Below are 15,851 nucleotides of genomic sequence, written 5' to 3'. Positions count from 1 at the left end.
GGCCTCGGCGGGTGCCGCGGCCGACTCCTCGGCCGACTTCTCGGCCTTCGCGGCGGCGGTCGCCGTGGTCGCCCGGCGCGGAGCGCGCTTGCGCACCGGCGCGGACTCCGCGGTCTGGACGGCGTCGGCCACCGGAGCAGCCTGATCGTTCTGGGTCTCGGAGAGGTTCTCCACGAGTACTCCCTTATAGGTCATGGGATATGAGCGTGAACGCGCACAACGGGTGCTGCGCACGATCGCACGGGCTGACGCTCGGCGTCAGCCAGCCTCGGCACTTGTGCCTCAAGGGTTTGCGTGCGGGTCTTGCAAGAGTTGCAATGGGGCCAGATTCACGACGTTACGTGGAGCCCTCCGCTCGATCCCCCACTGTACCACCACGAACGTCGACGGCGAGCAGCAGCGCCTCCCACGGGGTGTCGGTCACACGATCGGCGAGTTCCACCGCGTCCTGACGGCTGCCCGGGCCGTCGGCGAGCACGAGCACGCTGGGGCCCGCACCCGACACGACCGCGGCGAACCCGGCCGCGCGCAGCGCCTGCACGAGCCGCTGCGTCTCGGGCATCGCCTCGGCGCGGTAGTCCTGGTGCAGCCGGTCGGCCGTCGCATCGAGCAGCAGCTCGGGGCTCTGCATGAGCGCCGCGACCAGCAGGGCGGAGCGCGACAGGTTGAACACCGCATCGGCCGTCGACACGTGCGGCGGCTGCAGCGACCGCGCCTGCGACGTCGACATCGTGTAGGCGGGGACGAGCACGAGCGGCGAGACGCCCCGGTGCACGAGCAGCTTCTTGTGCTGCGGTCCGTGCTCGCCCATCCACGCGATCGTGAGCCCGCCGAACAGCGCGGGGGCGACGTTGTCGGGGTGACCCTCGATCTCGGTCGCCAGGCGGAGCAGGTCGGTGTCGGACAGATCCACGTCGCCCGCCAGCAGACCCTTCGCGGCCAGGACGCCCGCGGCGACAGCGGCACCCGACGAACCGAGTCCGCGGCCGTGCGGCACGCCGTTCTCCGCGACGATGCGCAGCCCGGGGACCGGGCGCCCGACGTCCTGGAACACGTAGGCGACCGTGCGCACGATCAGGTTCGACGCATCGCGCGGGATGTCGTCCGCACCCGACCCCGTGACCTCGATCTCCAGCTGTCCGGCCGGCAGGGCGGTGACCTCGAGGTGGTCGTACACGCTGAGCGCCAGGCCGAGCGTGTCGAAGCCGGGGCCCAGGTTGGCACTGGTCGCTGGCACCGTGACCTCGACCGTGCGGCCGAGGATCGAGCGCTGCTCCTCCGGCGCCGGGGCGGCCACGGTGCTCACTCGCCTTCCACCCGCAGCACGGACACGACCCGGGCGACGACGTCGCTGCCCGCGAGGACCGCGACCGTGTCGCTCAGTGCCTGCTCCGTCGCGCGGTGCGTGCCGATGATGAGGCGGGCGGTCGGCTCGTCCTCACCCTCGACGGTCTGCACGACCGTCGCGACCGAGACGCCGCCGTCGCTGAGGATGCCCGCGACCGTCGCGAGCACGCCCGGCGCATCGGAGACCTCGAGCGTGATCTGGTAGCGGGTGGTGACGTGACCGATCGGCACGATGGGGAGGTTCGCCCTGGTCGACTCCCCCACCCCGACGCCGCCGGCGATGTGGCGCCGCGCGGCCGAGACCACGTCGCCCATCACGGCAGAGGCCGTCTGCACGCCGCCGGCGCCCGCGCCGTAGAACATGAGCGAGCCGGCGGCCTCCGCCTCGACGAACACGGCGTTGTTCGCGCCGTGCACGGAGGCGAGCGGATGGGTCGCGGGGACCAGCGCCGGATACACGCGCACCGAGATCGACTCGGCACCGTTCGCCTCGATGCGCTCGCACACCGCGAGCAGCTTGATCACGAAGCCCGCCGCGCGCGCCTCCTCGATCATCGACGCCGTGATCGAGGTGATGCCCTCGCGGTGCACCGCGTCGAGCGGGACGGCGGTGTGGAAGGCGAGGCTCGCGAGGATCGCGGCCTTCTGTGCCGCGTCGTAGCCCTCGACGTCGGCGGTGGGGTCGGCCTCGGCGTATCCCAGGCGCTGCGCATCGGCGAGCACGTCGGCGAAGTCGGCCCCCTCGGTGTCCATCCGGTCGAGGATGTAGTTCGTGGTGCCGTTCACGATGCCCATGATCCGCACCACGCGGTCGCCCGCGAGCGAGTCGCGCAGCGGCCGGATGATCGGGATGGCACCGGCCGCGGCGGCCTCGTAGTACACCGAGGCGCCCACGCGGTCGGCCGCCTCGAACAGCTCGGGCCCGTGCGTCGCCAGCAGCGCCTTGTTCGCGGTGACGACGTCGGCACCGGAGCCGATCGCCTGCAGGATGTTGGAGCGCGCCGGCTCGATCCCGCCGATCAGCTCGATCACGATGTCGGCGCCGAGGATGAGCGACTCGGCGTCGGTCGTGAACAGCTCCTTCGGCAGCTCCACGTCGCGCGGGGCGTCCACATCGCGCACCGCGATGCCCGCGAGCTCGAGGGCGGCTCCCGCACGATCGGCGAGCTCGTCGCCGTGGCGCAGCAGCAGCGCCGCCACCTGGGAGCCGACCGCTCCGGCGCCCAGCAGCGCCACGCGAAGTCGTCGGTAGTCAGTCATGCGTGCTCCTTCAGGGGGTGGGTCATCGGTCTCCCTCGGGGGCGTCGGCCCCGTCGATGCCCGCATCGCGGGCCAGCAGGTCGTCGACGGTCTCGCCGCGGACGATCACCCGCGAACGGCCGTCGCGCACCGCCACGATCGGCGGTCGCGGGACGTGGTTGTAGTTGCTCGACAGCGAAGCGCAGTAGGCACCCGTCGCCGGAACGGCCAGCAGGTCGCCCGGTGCGAGGTCGGCGGGAAGGTACTCGTGGTCGACCACGATGTCGCCCGACTCGCAGTGCTTGCCGACGACGCGGCTCAGCTGCGGCTCGCCCTCCCCCGTGCGCGATGCCAGCCGCGCCGAGTAGCTGGCGCCGTACAGGGCGGTGCGGGCGTTGTCGCTCATCCCGCCGTCCACGCTGACGTAGCGGCGGGTCGCCCCGGAGGCGATCGTCACGTCCTTCGTGGTGCCGACCTCGTACAGGGTCACTCCGGCCGTGCCGATGATGGCCCTGCCCGGCTCGAACGACAGCGCGGGCATGGGGATGCCCCTGGCCGCGCAGCCCTCGGCGACCGCGGCCACGATGGCGGCAGCGAGCTCATCGATCGGCGTGGGGTCGTCGACCCGGGTGTACGCGATGCCGAAGCCGCCGCCGAGGTTGAGCTGCGGGACGGGTCCGTGCTCCAGGAGCGCCGCATGCAGCTCGAGCACGCGCGACGCCGACTCGCGGAACCCGGCGACGCCGAAGATCTGCGAACCGATGTGACAGTGCAGACCGGCGAACTCCAGCCCGGGGATCTCGCGGATGCGGGCGACGGCGACCTCCGCCTCGGCGAGGGGGAAGCCGAACTTCTGGTCTTCGTGGGCGGTGGCGAGGAAGTCGTGGGTCTCGGCGTGCACGCCGCTGATGACGCGCACCATGACCCGCTGCACCGCATCGGTGCGGGCCGTGATCGCGGCCAGCCGCTCGATCTCGATCGCGCTGTCGACCACGATCGTGCCGACACCCACCTGCACCGCGCGCTCCAGCTCGGCGACCGACTTGTTGTTGCCGTGGAAGCCGAGCGACGCGGGCGCGACACCGGCGGCCAGGGCCACCGCGAGCTCGCCGCCCGTGCACACGTCGACGCGGAGCCCCTCGTCGACGACCCACCGGGCGATGGTCGTGCTCAGGAACGCCTTGCCCGCGTAGTACACCTGCGCCGTGGTGCCGTGCTCCGCCGCGGCCCGGTCGAACGCCACCCGGAAGGCGCGCGCCCTGGTGCGGACCTCGTCCTCGTCGAGCACCAGGACCGGGGTGCCGTAGGTGCGGGCGAGCTCGGTGGCGCGCACGCCGGCGAGCACGAGCGCTCCATCCTCGTCACGACGGGCCGACGCCGGCCACACACCGCTCGCGAGATCGTTCGGGTCATCGGGGACGAGGAGCCATTCCGGGGCGAGCGAGTCGGCAGGAGCAAGCACGGAGCACCAATCGTGGGTCGGGTCTCGGGCGGGAGGGCGCACATCGAGTTGCCCCCGATTCTAGGGCAACGCCCCGATCCGCCTGCGCACGGTGACAGCCCGCGTCAAGCCCCTGGGGACCCCCGTCGCGGCTCTCCTAGGGTGGGGGCGTGGCAGACACCGACGCAACAGACGCTCACACCCGATCCGACGGGCCGTCGCGGCCCGGACTCGTCGCGCGCATCACAGGACCCGTCATCGCCTGGGCCCTCGCGCGTCGCCCCGTCCGCGCGGCGCTGCTGTACTCCGAGCGCCGTGGCCCGATGCTGGCCGACAGCGTCACCTACCGCGCGCTGTTCAGCGTGTTCGCGGGCGTGCTGCTCGGGTTCTCGATCGCGGCGCTGTGGCTCGCGGGCAACCCCGACGCGTGGCGCGCGATCATCGACGCGGTGCAGGCCGCCGTGCCCGGGCTGATCGGCGACGACGGCGTGATCGATGCGAAAGACCTCCGCGCCCCGGCGTCGCTCTCCGTCGCCGGGCTGGTCTCCCTGGTCGCCCTGATCGGTGCGGCGCTGGGAGCCATCGGCTCGCTGCGCACGGCCATCCGCGTGATCGCCGGGACCGTGCAGTCCGACATCCTGTGGATCTGGGTGATCGTGCGCAACCTGCTCCTGGGGCTCGGCATCGGCGTGGCCTTCGTGCTCGCGGCCGCACTGACGTTCATCGGGCAGCTCGGCGCCACGTGGATCGCGGACCTCCTGGGTCTGCCGTCGGACTCCCCCGCGGTCGCCGTGACGGTGCGGCTGCTGTCGCTCGTGGTGGTCTTCGCGCTCGACGCCGCGCTCATCGTCGGCGCGTTCCTTCTGCTGTCCGGGGTGCGCCCCGCGGCGCGGTCGCTGTGGACGGGGGCGCTGCTCGGGGCGTTCGGGCTCATCGTGCTGCAGGAGCTGTCCGGCCTGTTCGTCGGCGGTGCCACCAGCAACCCGCTGCTGGCGTCGTTCGCCTCGCTGCTGGCCCTGCTGATCTGGCTCAACCTGTCGACGCAGGTGATTCTGGTGGCCTGCGCGTACATCGTGACCGCCGAGGAGGAGCGCAAGGACCGGCTGCACGAGCGGTTCGGCGCTCGGACGTTCGTGCAGCGCCGGCTGCAGCGCGCCGAGGTGGACGTGCAGGTGGCGACCGCGGAGCTGCGCGAAGCCCAGCGCGCCGCCGCAGAGGAGGCCGGGACCGGCGCCGCACACGAGGACCGCTGACCGCGCGACCCTCGTTGTGACCATAACTGCTAGTTTGGTCACAACGAGAGGACACGCATGACTCCCACGCGGACGCGCATCAGCCTCCCCGGCGCCGAGGTCTCACTGTGCGAATGGACCCCGACGCACGAATCCGGCTCGCCCCTCCTGCTGCTGCACGGCGGCGGAGCCGACAGCGCCGAGCTCTCCTGGGGCGGCATCGGCCCGCAGCTCGCCGCCGCCGGGCACTGGGTTCTCGCGCCGGACCACCCCGGCTTCGGGCACAGTCCCCGTCCGGAGTGGAGGCTCACGCAGGAGCGGCTGGTGCAGTACGTGGGCGAGCTCGTCGACGCGCTGCGCCTGCGCGACTACGTCGTCGCCGGGCTCTCCCTCGGCGGTGGTCTGACCGTCGGGCACCTCCTCGACCGCCCCGGGCAGGCACGCGCGGCCGCCCTGCTCGGCTGCTACGGGCTGATGCCGCGGCTGGCCGACGGTCCGCTCGGCGCCCTCACCCACTTCTCCACCTTCCTGCTGCTGCGCTCCGGCCTGCTCTCCGCGATGACGCGCTCGTACGCGCGCAACGCCACCGCGATGGAGAAGGGTCTCGCCGACCTGGTGCGCAGCCCGGAGGCGCGCACGCCCGAGCTCGTCGAAGCCGTGCTCTCCGAGGCCGCCACGGGCACCGGGCTCGCGACGTTCGGCGAGTGGCAGCGCGACCAGGTGCGGTGGAACCGACTGCGCACGGTGTACACCGACCGGCTGCCGTCCGTGCGCACGCCGACGCTGCTGGTGCACGGCGACCGCGACTCCGGTGTGCCCCTCGACCGCATCCGCACCGCTGCGCGCCTGCTGCCCGACGCCCGTCTGGTCGTGGTCCCCGGCGCCGGCCACTGGGTGCAGCGCGATCGTCCCGACGTCGTCACCGCGGCGCTGCTCGAACACCTCGACGGGCGGGCCGATGCCTAGACCGCTCATCCCCCACCGCCGCGACCGCATCCTCGACGCGGCCGAGCGGCTCGTGCTCGCCCGCGGCTTCGACGCCATGAGCATCGCCGCCGTCGCGGAGGACGCGGGGATCGCGAAGGGCGCCGTGTACCGGGAGTTCACGTCGAAGCGCGACGTGCGCGACGCCCTGCTGCAACGCGGCAACGCCCGCATCGCCGCGCGCGTGGAGCAGGAGCTCGGCGCGCACCCCTCGCTCGCCGCCGCATATCGTGCGACCGCCCGCGCGCTGCTCGACGACGAGCTGATGACCGCGGCGTTCCTCGACGACACCGGCGTGCTCGGGGCGCACGTCGCGGAGGAGCAGGACGGACGGTACCGGGAACGACACGAGCGCGTGATCGCGTGGGTGCACGACCTGCGGCGACGCGGGCTCGTCGTCGCCGACGTGGCGCCGGAGTCGCTCGCCCTCGCCCTGTCGAGCGCCACGCTCGGCCTGCTGTCGGCCGCGCGGCTGCTCGGCCCCCTCGATCGCGATCGACTGGAGAGCACGATCGACACCATCGGCCGCATGGCGGCGACGTTCGAGAGGCAGTGACGTGCACCACGAGACTTCCGGCCCGGCCGGCACACGACCCCTTCTCCTGCTGCACGGTGGCGGGGTCGCCGGGTGGATGTGGGACCCGGTGCGCGCCCGGCTCGGGGCGGACCACCGGGTGATCGTGCCCGACCTGCCCGGCCACGGCGCGAGTGCGAGCGAGCCGTACGTGTCGCACGCCGCGACCGTCGACGCGCTCGCCCGGCTCCTGGAGCACGAGTCCGCCCCCGCGACCGTGGTCGGGTTCTCGCTCGGCGCGCAGTTGACCGTGCTGCTCGCCGCGCAGCGCCCCGACCTGGTGTCCGACGCGGTGGTGATCAGCGCCCAGGCGGAACCGGCGCGCGCGATCGGCCCGACCCTCGCGCTCCTGCGGACGACCGCCGGGCTGGCGAAGAACGAGCGCTTCGCCCGGCTGCAGGCGCGGGAGCTGTTCGTGCCCGACGACCTGCTCCCCGCCTACCTGCGCACCTCGGCCGGCATCTCGCGCGAGACCCTGGTGACCGCGGTGGCGGAGAACCTGCGCTTCGCGCCGCCGCCCGCGTGGTCGCAGTTCCCCGGCTCGGCGCGCGTCCTCGTCGGACAGAACGAGAAGAAGCTCATGCACCGTTCCGCCGCGGCACTGCACCGTGCGCTCCCCAGCAGCACGCTGGTCACGGTCGACGGCTGTGGCCACGGCATCCCGCTGCAGCGGCCGCAGTGGCTCGCCGAGCTCCTGCGGGCCCGGATGGACGGACCGCGCGCCGAGGCCGGGTAGCCGGTCAGCGCGGGCAGGTGCCCTTCTCCTGCAGCGCCTCGTCGGTGACGATCGCGCCGTCGACATCCACGTCGATCACGGCGGCATCACCGGAGATCTGCAGCCCGGTGAGGGTGAGCCCGGCCGGCAGCTGATCCGCGATGCAGACGCGACGCGGCTCCGTGAGGCCCTCGCCCAGTCCGCCCAGGGACGAGCCGACGCGGGACAGGTCGATGTCGATCCCGCCGACGCTCGCCGCCACGGGAGTCAGCTCCAGATCGCCGTCGACCGCGCCCGGGGTGAGCGTGATCGACACCGGCACCGCGGTGCCCAGCACGTCGAAGGAGCCGCCCAGCGTGGCATTCGGCTCGTCCAGCTCGACGGAGTCCACCGGGAGGTCGGTCGTGGCCAGCAGCGCCGTGAACTGCTCCTGGTCGATGCGGATCGTGCCGTCGGCGCCGCCGAGGTCGCCGCCGCGCAGGGGCACGCCGGTCGCGGTCACGTCGGCCGCGCCGGTGATGCCCTCCAGGGTCACCGCGTCGGTGGACAGGTGCAACGTGTCGAGGCGTCCGCCGATGAGCTGCGGCAGGAGCAGGCCCGTGGTCTCCACATCGAGCTGCTGATCCGCCGGAAGGTCGAGCTGCTCGATCACGATCGACCGCACCACGCCGGGAAGCACGGCGCGGGCGATGAGCTCCGCCGCCACGACGAGCACCGCGAGCACCACGACCACGATCAGCACGACCCACGGCCACCGCGGCCGGCGCCTGGCCTTCTCCGGCTGCGGCGCCGCCGCGTCGGGGATCACCAGCGTCGGGTGCTCCCGCGACGGCTCGGGGTACGGCAGCGTGTGGTTGTCGTCGCTCATGGTGTCATCCTGCCGCACGGGCGGCCGGTCACATGCGCTCGGGAGCCGAGACGCCCAGCAGGCCGAGGCCGTTGCGGAACACCTGACCGGCGGCGTCGTTCAGCCACAGGCGGGTGCGGTGCACGCTCTCGACCGGGTCGTCGCTGAGCGGGATCACGCGGCAGTTGTCGTACCAGCGGTGGTACAGGCCCGCGAGCTCCTCCAGGTAGCGGGCCACGCGGTGGGGTTCGCGCACCTGAGCGGCGAACGCCACGATGCGCGGGAACTCCTGCAGCGCGCCCAGCAGGGCGGCCTCGCTCTCGTGCGTCAGCGTCTCCGGCGCGAACTCGGAGCGGTCGACACCGGAGTCGGCGGCGTTGCGGGCCACGTTGTGCGTGCGCGCGTGGGCGTACTGCACGTAGAACACCGGGTTGTCGTTGGTGCGCTTCTGCAGCAGCTCGGGGTCGAGGTCGAGCGGCGAGTCGGCGGGCGAGCGCTCCAGCGAGTAGCGCAGCGCGTCGGTGCCGAGCCAGTCGAGCAGGTCGTCCATCTCGATGATGTTGCCCGCGCGCTTGCTCAGGCGGGCGCCGTTGATCGACACCATCTGGCCGATCAGCACCTCGACGTTCTTCTCCGGGTCCTCCCCCGCGGCACCGGCGACCGCCTTGAGGCGGTGCACGTAGCCGTGGTGGTCGGCGCCGAGGAGGTAGATCTTGTCGCGGAAGCCGCGGTCGCCCTTGTCGAGGTAGTACGCGGCATCGGCGGCGAAGTACGTGTACTCGCCGTTCGAGCGGCGGATCACGCGGTCCTTGTCGTCGCCGAAGTCGGTCGTGCGCACCCACACCGCGCCGTCCTGGTCGAACACGTGCCCCTGCTCGCGGAGGCGGTCGACGGCACGGTCGATCAAGCTCAGGCCCGACGCGTCCTTCGCGTGCAGCGTGCGCTCGGAGAACCACACGTCGAACGGCACGTTGAAGCGGTCAAGCGAGTGCGTGATCTCGGCGAGCTGGTACTCGTACGCGAGCTCGCGGGCGACGTCGAGCTGCTCGGCCTCGGGGAGGTCGAGCAGGTCGGGGCGGGCCTCGAGCACGCGGCCGGCGAGCGTGGTGATGTACTCGCCGGGGTAGCCGCCCTCGGGGGTCGGCTCGCCCTTCGCGGCGGCGAGCACCGAGCCCGCGAAGCGGTCCATCTGCACGCCGGCGTCGTTGATGTAGTACTCGCGCACCGCGTGCGCACCGCTCGCCAGCAGCAGGCGCACGATCGCGTCGCCCAGGGCGGCCCAGCGCGTGTGCGCGATGTGCAGCGGACCCGTGGGGTTGGCCGAGACGAACTCGACGTTGACGCTCACGCCCTCCTGCGAGGAGTTGGTGCCGTACGCGGGACCGGCGTCGACGATGACCTTCGCGAGCGCGCCGGCCGCGGCCGCGTCGAGACGGATGTTGAGGAACCCGGGACCGGCGACCTCGGCGCTCGCGACCCCGTCGACGCGGACGAGCCCGTCGGCGATCTCCTGCGCCAGCTCGCGCGGGTTCGTGCCGAGCGGCTTCGCCAGGCGCATCGCGATGTTGGAGGCCCAGTCGCCGTGGTCGCGGTTGCGCGGACGCTCCAGCACGACGTCGGCGGCGGTGACCCCGAGCGGCTCGCCGGGACGTCGAGCCTCGGCGATCGGTGCGAGGACGGCGAGGATGGCGGAGGCGAGCGTTTCGGGGTTCATAGACTCCCCAGTTTACGGGCGCGGACGGGCGATCTCCGCCCCCGTGCGTCGCGCCGAATTTGCGTTCGGCCGACCGTGATCTACTCTCATGCCATGAAGGCCCCCGCCACCCGCCGCCGACTGCGTGCCGCCGGGGTCGCCACCGCACTGGTGCTCGCCGTCACGGCGGGCGTTCTGGGTGTGTGGCGGCCGTGGACTCCCGCTCCCTCCGCCGCGCCCGTCGCCGCCGGTCACGACACCGCCACCGCGGCCATCGCTCCGGCTCCCCTCACGCTCCCCGACGACCCCACCGTGCTGGTCTTCGGCGACTCGTGGACCTACGGCTCGGCGGCCACGGATCCCACGCTCGGGTACGCGTACGTGCTCGCCGACCTGATCCACGGGCACACGGTCGTCAACGGCGTGCGCGGCAGCGGCTACCTCAAGCCGGGGCTCGACGGCCCCACGTTCGGGGAGCGGATCGCCGCCCTCGACCCCGCGATCGACCCCGACCTGGTGATCGTGCAGGGCTCCATCAACGACCGCGCCCAGGGCGAGGTGGGCTACCGCGACGCCGTGACCGCCGCCTGGGACGCGCTCACCGCGCTGTACCCGGAGGCCGCGATCGTCGTGCTCGGCCCCGCCCCGCACGAGCTCCCCGTCGGCACGCAGACCGCCCGCATCGACCACGACCTGTCCGAGCTCGCGGCCGCCCGCGGCTGGTGGTACATCTCCCCCGTGCAGCAGCACTGGATCACCGAGCAGAACTACCTCTCCGTGATCGACGTGGAGGTCGGACGCAAGCATCCGTCGACCGCGGGCCACCGCTACCTCGCCGAGAAGCTGGCCGCCGCGCTCGACGAGCTGCGGGCTGCCCCGGTCACCGAAGCGGGCGGGTCGGAGACCACCCCGGACGAGTGATAAGGTCGATCGGTACGCCTCCGTAGCTCAGTGGATAGAGCGCCGGTTTCCGGTACCGTAGGTCGCAGGTTCGACTCCTGTCGGGGGCACATCAGCAGAAGGCCGCTCTTCGGAGCGGCCTTCGTCGTTGGTCGGCGAGAGCTCGCCGGCCTGCGTCGCGCGGACGTCGGCGATTGCCGTGCCGGCGGTTCGAGTGCACGATGTCTGACATGGGACTAGCGGACTACCCGGTAAGGGCTTCCATCGGCGTCACCGATATCGGACGAGCGGCCGCCTTCTATGAAGGGGTGCTGGGCCTCGCCGCCGAGCGGAGCGGACCGAGCGCCGGCATCGCGGAGGGCGCTCGGTTCTACGCCTGCGGCGACGGGACCATGCTCAACGTGTTCGAGACGCCGACCGCGGGGTCGACGCGCTCGACAGTCGCCACGTGGTACGTCGACGACCTCGATGCGGTCGTGGCGGAGCTGACGGCTGCGGGAGCCGAGTTCGTCCGCTACGACGGTTTCGGCCAGAACGCGGACGGCATCGGCCCTCGGGCGGGCGGTGGGCGGATCGCCTGGGTCGAGGACCCGGACGGGAACACGCTCGCCATCGAATCCGACAGCTGAGGCCTTCCGGCGACACCTCCGGCGAGACGTCTCGGGGCAGCACGATGACAGACGGTAGCCTGGACGGGTGCCCTCCCTCGTCTCCGCCGGTTCGACGCGCGCCCCGCAGCGCCTGTCGTCGGCGACGCCGATGACGGAGTGGATGCGCGTCGTGCTGCACCCGGGGACGAACGGGTGGACGAGCGTGTGGGGCACCCTCTCGCACGGTGAGATCGCAGGCTGCCCGCCGCCACGCGGCTAGCCGCGCCGGATGGCGCGGCCTGTTCGCATCGACCGCCCATCTCTCCCGTGAGGTACCCCTGTGTCTTCGTCGTCCTCTGCCCGTTTCCGTCTCGCGCCGCATGAGCTGTGGCGCGGTATCCGCTCGACCGCCCGCAGCGAGGTGCTCGGTGGTGCGCTGCTGCTCGCGGCGACCGTCGCGGCCCTGATCCTCGCCAACTCCCCCGCCGCGCCCTGGTACGAGGCCGTGCGCGACGTGCGCTTCGGCATCCCCGAGCTCCACCTGGAGCTGAGCGTCGGCGCGTGGGCCGCCGACGGGCTGCTCGCCGTGTTCTTCTTCGTCGTCGGGCTGGAACTCAAGGAGGAGTTCGTCGCCGGGCGACTCCGTGACCCGCGCCGCGCCGCGCTTCCCATCGCGGCAGCCGTCGGCGGGGTGGTCGTGCCCGCGCTGCTGTTCCTCGCGGTCAACGCCGCGGCCGGCCCCGAGGTGCTGCGCGGCTGGGCGATCCCCACCGCGACCGACATCGCGTTCGCGGTGGCCGTGCTCGCCGTCGTCGGTCGGTTCCTCCCTCCGGCGCTGCGCGTGTTCCTGCTGACCCTCGCCATCATCGACGACCTCATCGCCATCACGATCATCGCGACGTTCTACACCGAGACGATCCAGGCGCCGTGGCTCATCCTCGCGCTGCTGCCGCTCGCCGGGTTCGCGCTCGCGGTGCAGAACGGCGTGCGCTCCTGGTGGCTGCTGCTCCCCCTCGCGGTGGCCGTGTGGGTGTGCGTGCACGCGTCGGGGGTGCACGCCACGGTCGCCGGTGTGCTGCTCGGGTTCCTCGTGCCCGTGCGAGCCACCGCACGCACGCGCGTACAGACCGGTACCGATGCGGACGGCGCCCCGGTGTACGACGGGCTGGCGGCGCACTTCGCCGACCGCTGGGGTGTCGTGGCCACGCTGTTCGCCGTGCCGGTGTTCGCGTTCTTCGCCGCGGGAGTCGACGTCGGTGGAATCGACGGCCTCGTCTCCGCGCTGACCGACCCGATCACGGTCGGCATCGTCGTGGGACTCGTCGTCGGCAAGCCGGTGGGCATCCTGCTGACGACCTTCCTCCTCAGCCGCGTTCGGGCGCTGCGTCTCGACGAGACGTTGCGCTGGCCCGACCTGGCCGGCATGTCGCTGCTCGCCGGGATCGGCTTCACCGTTTCTCTCCTGGTCGGCGAGCTGGCTTACGGCAGCAGCAGCGTCGCCGACGATCACGTGAAAATCGGGGTGCTGGTCGGGTCCCTCGTCGCGGCGGTGCTCGGCGGTGTGGTCCTGGCGCTGCGCGGTCGGCGAGCCCGGAGCGCTGCGCGGGACCGGGCGGAGGCATGACGGCCTCGCGGTGAGCGGAGGCATGACGGCCTAGCGGCGGGCGGAGGCGCGTCCGGGGCGTTTCGGCTGCTTCCGCTGACGCTCCTCCGCGCGCCGGAGCACCCGCGCGCATATCGGAATGCTGGCGCTAGTAGGATCAGGCCGATGCCCCCTGCCCTCGTCACCCGTGAGACCGACGTTCAGCGTCCCTCCCGGGTGGCCGGGTTCGTGGTCACCACGCTCGCGCTGGCGACGTTCGGTCCGTACCTCTGGGAGAGCATCCGCACGGAGCAGGCCGCCGTGTACGGCCTGTTCCTGCTGATGCTCCCGCTCGTGTTCTCGCGCTTCCGCCCCCAGGGGGGACTGCGGTTCTTCATCCCGTGGACCCTGTACATCGTGATCGCAACGCTCGGAGTGATCGCACCGAGCGCGGGCGAGATGCCGTACGAGGCGGGCTCGTTCCTCGGGGGCATGGACAACGTGCTGGCCCCCCTCGCCCTCATGTTCCTCATCTGGTCGGTCGTCCCCGAACACGACGCGGAGCGGTTGCTGAAGCGGTTCGCGAAGATCGTGGCGGTCGCGATGGCGGTGAACGGCGCCATCGCCGTCCTCTCCACCCGTGTGGATGTCGCCGCCTTCATGCGTCCGTTCTGGGCCAGTGAGGACAGCACCACCACCGCGGACCTCGCCGCCCAGCTGGGCCGCTACTCGGGCATCTTCAACCTCCCGTCCGAGGCGGGTGCGCTCTACGGGGTCGCCGGACTCGGCGCGATCTATGCGTGGAACAACCGGCCGGTCCTCGTCGCGCTGCTCGTGACGCTCATGACGCTCGGCGGCCTGATCAGCGTGTCGAAGGTCTTCATCTTCGGTGGCCTTCCCGCCATCGTCCTGTACTGGTTCTGGTCGCAGCGAGGCGGCCGGAAGGTCGCCGCGATCTTCGGTCTCGTGCTGATCGCCCTCGGCGTGCTGCAATCCGGAGTCTTCGCGGAGTGGACGGGTGCCAACTACCTTGGCCGCCTGTTCGTGACGTCGGGCAACCAGGGGTTCCTGGAGCTCTACAGCGCCGGCCGCTTCGACACCGACTCCACCTTCACAACCGTGATCGGACAGGTACTCGCCTACAACCCGCTCACCGGAGTGGGTGCCGCCGGTTGGAAGATGCCGTACGACGGCGCCGTGGCCGAGGCCCTCATCGTCGGCGGCGTGATCGGACTGCTGTTGCTCGGTTTCGTCACGGCCGCGATGTTCACCCTCCCCCGCGGCCTCGACAAGTCCGGCCAGTGGTTCGCCTTCATGCTCGCCGTCGTCACGGTGGCCGGCTCCGCCGGGTTCTCCCCGCTGACCGCCAACCGCATCTCGACCGTCACCTGGGTGATGATCACCCTGCTGGTGCTCGTGGCCCGCGACCGGAGGCACCGCGCGCAGCATGAGGCTGCAGCGCGGGGCACCAGCGATCGGACGCTGGACTCGCGGACGCGACCGCAGCTCGTCGCACCGGCGAGCTGACCGCGGCTGTTCACCGGGCTGGTGCTGCACGGCTGCCTCCGGCGAGAGGGCGACGGGCTCGCCGTCCGAGCCGTGAGCCAGGGCGTTCCGCGGGAAGCGACGCCGGAGTAGGGTGCGGGGCATGACGCTGATCGAGGACCTGCGCACGAGCGAGGAACGACTCTCCCGGGGCGACCTCGCGTACTACCGGGACATCTGCCGCGACGACGCCCTGTTCGTGATGCCGGGCATGGTCGCGACACGGGAGGAGGCGATCGCCGGACTCGAGCACGCCGACCCGTGGGACTCGTTCGACCTGAGCGCGGTGCAGGTGCGCGAGCTTGGCACCGACGCCGCCGCCATCGCGTATCGCTTCGAGGGACGCCGCGGCGCACAGACCTACACGGCGGACATGGTGTCGACGTACGTGCGCGAGGGCGGACGGTGGCTGCTCGCCGTGCACCAGCAGACCCCGGCCTGAGCGCACGGGCGTCGGGCCGGGGTCTGCGGGCGGTCAGCGGTCGAGGATCTCGCGGGTCGTGACCTCGGGGCGCAGGTCGAGTCGGCGCAGCAGCTGCGCGTTGAGGGCGACCACGATCGTCGACAGCGACATGAGCACCGCGCCGACCGACATCGGCAGCACGAAGCCGATCGGGGCGAGCACCCCGGCGGCCAGCGGCACCGACAGCAGGTTGTAGCCGGCGGCCCACCACAGGTTCTGCTTCATCTTGCGATACGACGCCCGCGACAGCTCGATCACCGACAGCACCGACCGCGGATCGTCGCCCGCCAGGATCACCCCGGCCGATGCGATCGCGACGTCGGTGCCCGCGCCGATCGCGAGCCCCACGTCGGCCTGCGCCAGGGCGGGGGCATCGTTCACGCCGTCGCCCACCATCGCCACCCGGCGACCCTCGCGCTGCAACTCCTGCACCTTCGCGGCCTTGTCCTCGGGTCGCACCCCGGCGAACACCCGGTCGATGCCGAGGTCGGAAGCGACGGTCTGCGCCACCGCCTCCGCGTCGCCCGTGATCATCACGACCTGCACCCCGCGGGCGTGCAGCGCGTCGACCGCCTCCCGCGACTCCGGCCGCACCTCGTCGGCGAGCGCCAGCGCACCGATCACACGGCCGTCGCGCAGCACGTGCAGGATGATCGCGCCGTGCGCGCGCCACCCCTCGGCCGCCGGCAGCTCCTCCGC

General features: G+C 72.3%; 17 protein-coding genes and 1 tRNA gene. 11 read left to right on the top strand and 7 right to left on the bottom strand.

All coding sequences use genetic code 11. The features are described from left to right. The 4 genes from DW299_RS18835 to lysA all read right to left on the bottom strand — a co-directional run. Positions 1 to 195, bottom strand: a 195-nt coding sequence (locus DW299_RS18835; RefSeq protein ID WP_205814316.1) for a hypothetical protein, incomplete at its 3' end; no start/stop codon positions are given. 142 nt (positions 196 to 337) lie between these two features. Continuing rightward, on the bottom strand, positions 338 to 1,306 hold the full coding sequence (gene thrB, locus DW299_RS02700; RefSeq protein WP_206251412.1) for a homoserine kinase: 969 nt from the start codon (positions 1,304 to 1,306) through the stop codon (positions 338 to 340). Then, the gene (locus DW299_RS02695; protein ID WP_136035553.1) at positions 1,303 to 2,607 is read right to left on the bottom strand and encodes a homoserine dehydrogenase; all 1,305 of its coding nucleotides are present in this window, start codon (positions 2,605 to 2,607) and stop codon (positions 1,303 to 1,305) included. The genes thrB and DW299_RS02695 overlap by 4 nt, the downstream gene beginning before the upstream one ends. A gap of 22 nt (positions 2,608 to 2,629) precedes the next feature. After that, positions 2,630 to 4,048: a diaminopimelate decarboxylase gene (gene lysA, locus DW299_RS02690; RefSeq protein WP_136035552.1), complete on the bottom strand. Its 1,419-nt coding sequence runs from the start codon at positions 4,046 to 4,048 to the stop codon at positions 2,630 to 2,632. Between the two features lie 149 nt (positions 4,049 to 4,197). Between lysA and DW299_RS02685 the strand changes: the two genes are divergently transcribed. The 4 genes from DW299_RS02685 to DW299_RS02670 are packed head-to-tail and all read left to right on the top strand — an operon-like array spanning position 4,198 to position 7,553. Further along, positions 4,198 to 5,280, top strand: a complete 1,083-nt coding sequence (locus DW299_RS02685) for a YihY/virulence factor BrkB family protein (RefSeq protein ID WP_136029259.1) — start codon at positions 4,198 to 4,200, stop codon at positions 5,278 to 5,280. A gap of 57 nt (positions 5,281 to 5,337) precedes the next feature. Beyond that, on the top strand, positions 5,338 to 6,225 hold the full coding sequence (locus DW299_RS02680) for an alpha/beta fold hydrolase (RefSeq protein ID WP_136029257.1): 888 nt from the start codon (positions 5,338 to 5,340) through the stop codon (positions 6,223 to 6,225). After that, the gene (locus tag DW299_RS02675) at positions 6,218 to 6,799 is read left to right on the top strand and encodes a TetR/AcrR family transcriptional regulator (RefSeq protein ID WP_136035551.1); all 582 of its coding nucleotides are present in this window, start codon (positions 6,218 to 6,220) and stop codon (positions 6,797 to 6,799) included. The genes DW299_RS02680 and DW299_RS02675 overlap by 8 nt, the downstream gene beginning before the upstream one ends. 1 nt (position 6,800) lies before the next feature. Then, the gene (locus DW299_RS02670) at positions 6,801 to 7,553 is read left to right on the top strand and encodes an alpha/beta fold hydrolase (protein ID WP_136035550.1); all 753 of its coding nucleotides are present in this window, start codon (positions 6,801 to 6,803) and stop codon (positions 7,551 to 7,553) included. Between the two features lie 4 nt (positions 7,554 to 7,557). Here DW299_RS02670 and DW299_RS02665 read toward each other — a convergent pair whose 3' ends face one another. Both DW299_RS02665 and argS read right to left on the bottom strand, forming a co-directional pair. Then, complete coding sequence (locus DW299_RS02665) at positions 7,558 to 8,400, bottom strand: LmeA family phospholipid-binding protein (RefSeq protein WP_136035549.1); 843 nt, start codon at positions 8,398 to 8,400, stop codon at positions 7,558 to 7,560. A 28-nt stretch (positions 8,401 to 8,428) separates the two neighbouring features. Further along, on the bottom strand, positions 8,429 to 10,093 hold the full coding sequence (gene argS, locus DW299_RS02660; RefSeq protein ID WP_136029249.1) for an arginine--tRNA ligase: 1,665 nt from the start codon (positions 10,091 to 10,093) through the stop codon (positions 8,429 to 8,431). A 93-nt stretch (positions 10,094 to 10,186) separates the two neighbouring features. Between argS and DW299_RS02655 the strand changes: the two genes are divergently transcribed. From DW299_RS02655 to DW299_RS02630, 7 genes are all read left to right on the top strand, one after another. Continuing rightward, a complete protein-coding gene (locus DW299_RS02655) occupies positions 10,187 to 10,993 on the top strand; it encodes an SGNH/GDSL hydrolase family protein (protein WP_136035548.1) in 807 nt (268 codons plus the stop codon). Positions 10,994 to 11,009: 16 nt separating this feature from the next. Then, positions 11,010 to 11,082 (top strand) — tRNA-Arg (locus DW299_RS02650). 120 nt (positions 11,083 to 11,202) lie between these two features. Further along, the gene (locus DW299_RS02645) at positions 11,203 to 11,601 is read left to right on the top strand and encodes a VOC family protein (protein ID WP_136035547.1); all 399 of its coding nucleotides are present in this window, start codon (positions 11,203 to 11,205) and stop codon (positions 11,599 to 11,601) included. A gap of 67 nt (positions 11,602 to 11,668) precedes the next feature. Further along, positions 11,669 to 11,842 (top strand): hypothetical protein, encoded by a 174-nt coding sequence (locus DW299_RS18830; RefSeq protein WP_168387297.1) that lies wholly within the window; start codon positions 11,669 to 11,671, stop codon positions 11,840 to 11,842. A gap of 60 nt (positions 11,843 to 11,902) precedes the next feature. After that, positions 11,903 to 13,186, top strand: a complete 1,284-nt coding sequence (nhaA, locus tag DW299_RS02640; protein WP_136035546.1) for a Na+/H+ antiporter NhaA — start codon at positions 11,903 to 11,905, stop codon at positions 13,184 to 13,186. Positions 13,187 to 13,330: 144 nt separating this feature from the next. Beyond that, positions 13,331 to 14,671, top strand: coding sequence for a hypothetical protein (locus DW299_RS02635; RefSeq protein WP_136035545.1), 1,341 nt, complete (start codon positions 13,331 to 13,333; stop codon positions 14,669 to 14,671). 121 nt (positions 14,672 to 14,792) lie between these two features. Continuing rightward, positions 14,793 to 15,131 carry a nuclear transport factor 2 family protein gene (locus DW299_RS02630; protein WP_136032551.1) on the top strand — a complete coding sequence of 113 codons (339 nt, stop codon included), beginning with the start codon at positions 14,793 to 14,795 and terminating at the stop codon, positions 15,129 to 15,131. Positions 15,132 to 15,164: 33 nt separating this feature from the next. Here the strand turns inward: DW299_RS02630 and DW299_RS02625 are convergent. Continuing rightward, a partial coding sequence (locus DW299_RS02625) for an HAD-IC family P-type ATPase (RefSeq protein ID WP_136035544.1) occupies positions 15,165 to 15,851 on the bottom strand: 687 nt, incomplete at its 5' end.

The organism is Microbacterium sp. K35 (assembly GCF_004794375.1).
GTDB classification, from domain to species: Bacteria; Actinomycetota; Actinomycetes; order Actinomycetales; family Microbacteriaceae; genus Microbacterium; species Microbacterium sufflavum.
The sequence above is the reverse complement of the archived record's forward strand: the minus strand, read 5'-3'. Positions and strand labels throughout refer to the sequence as shown.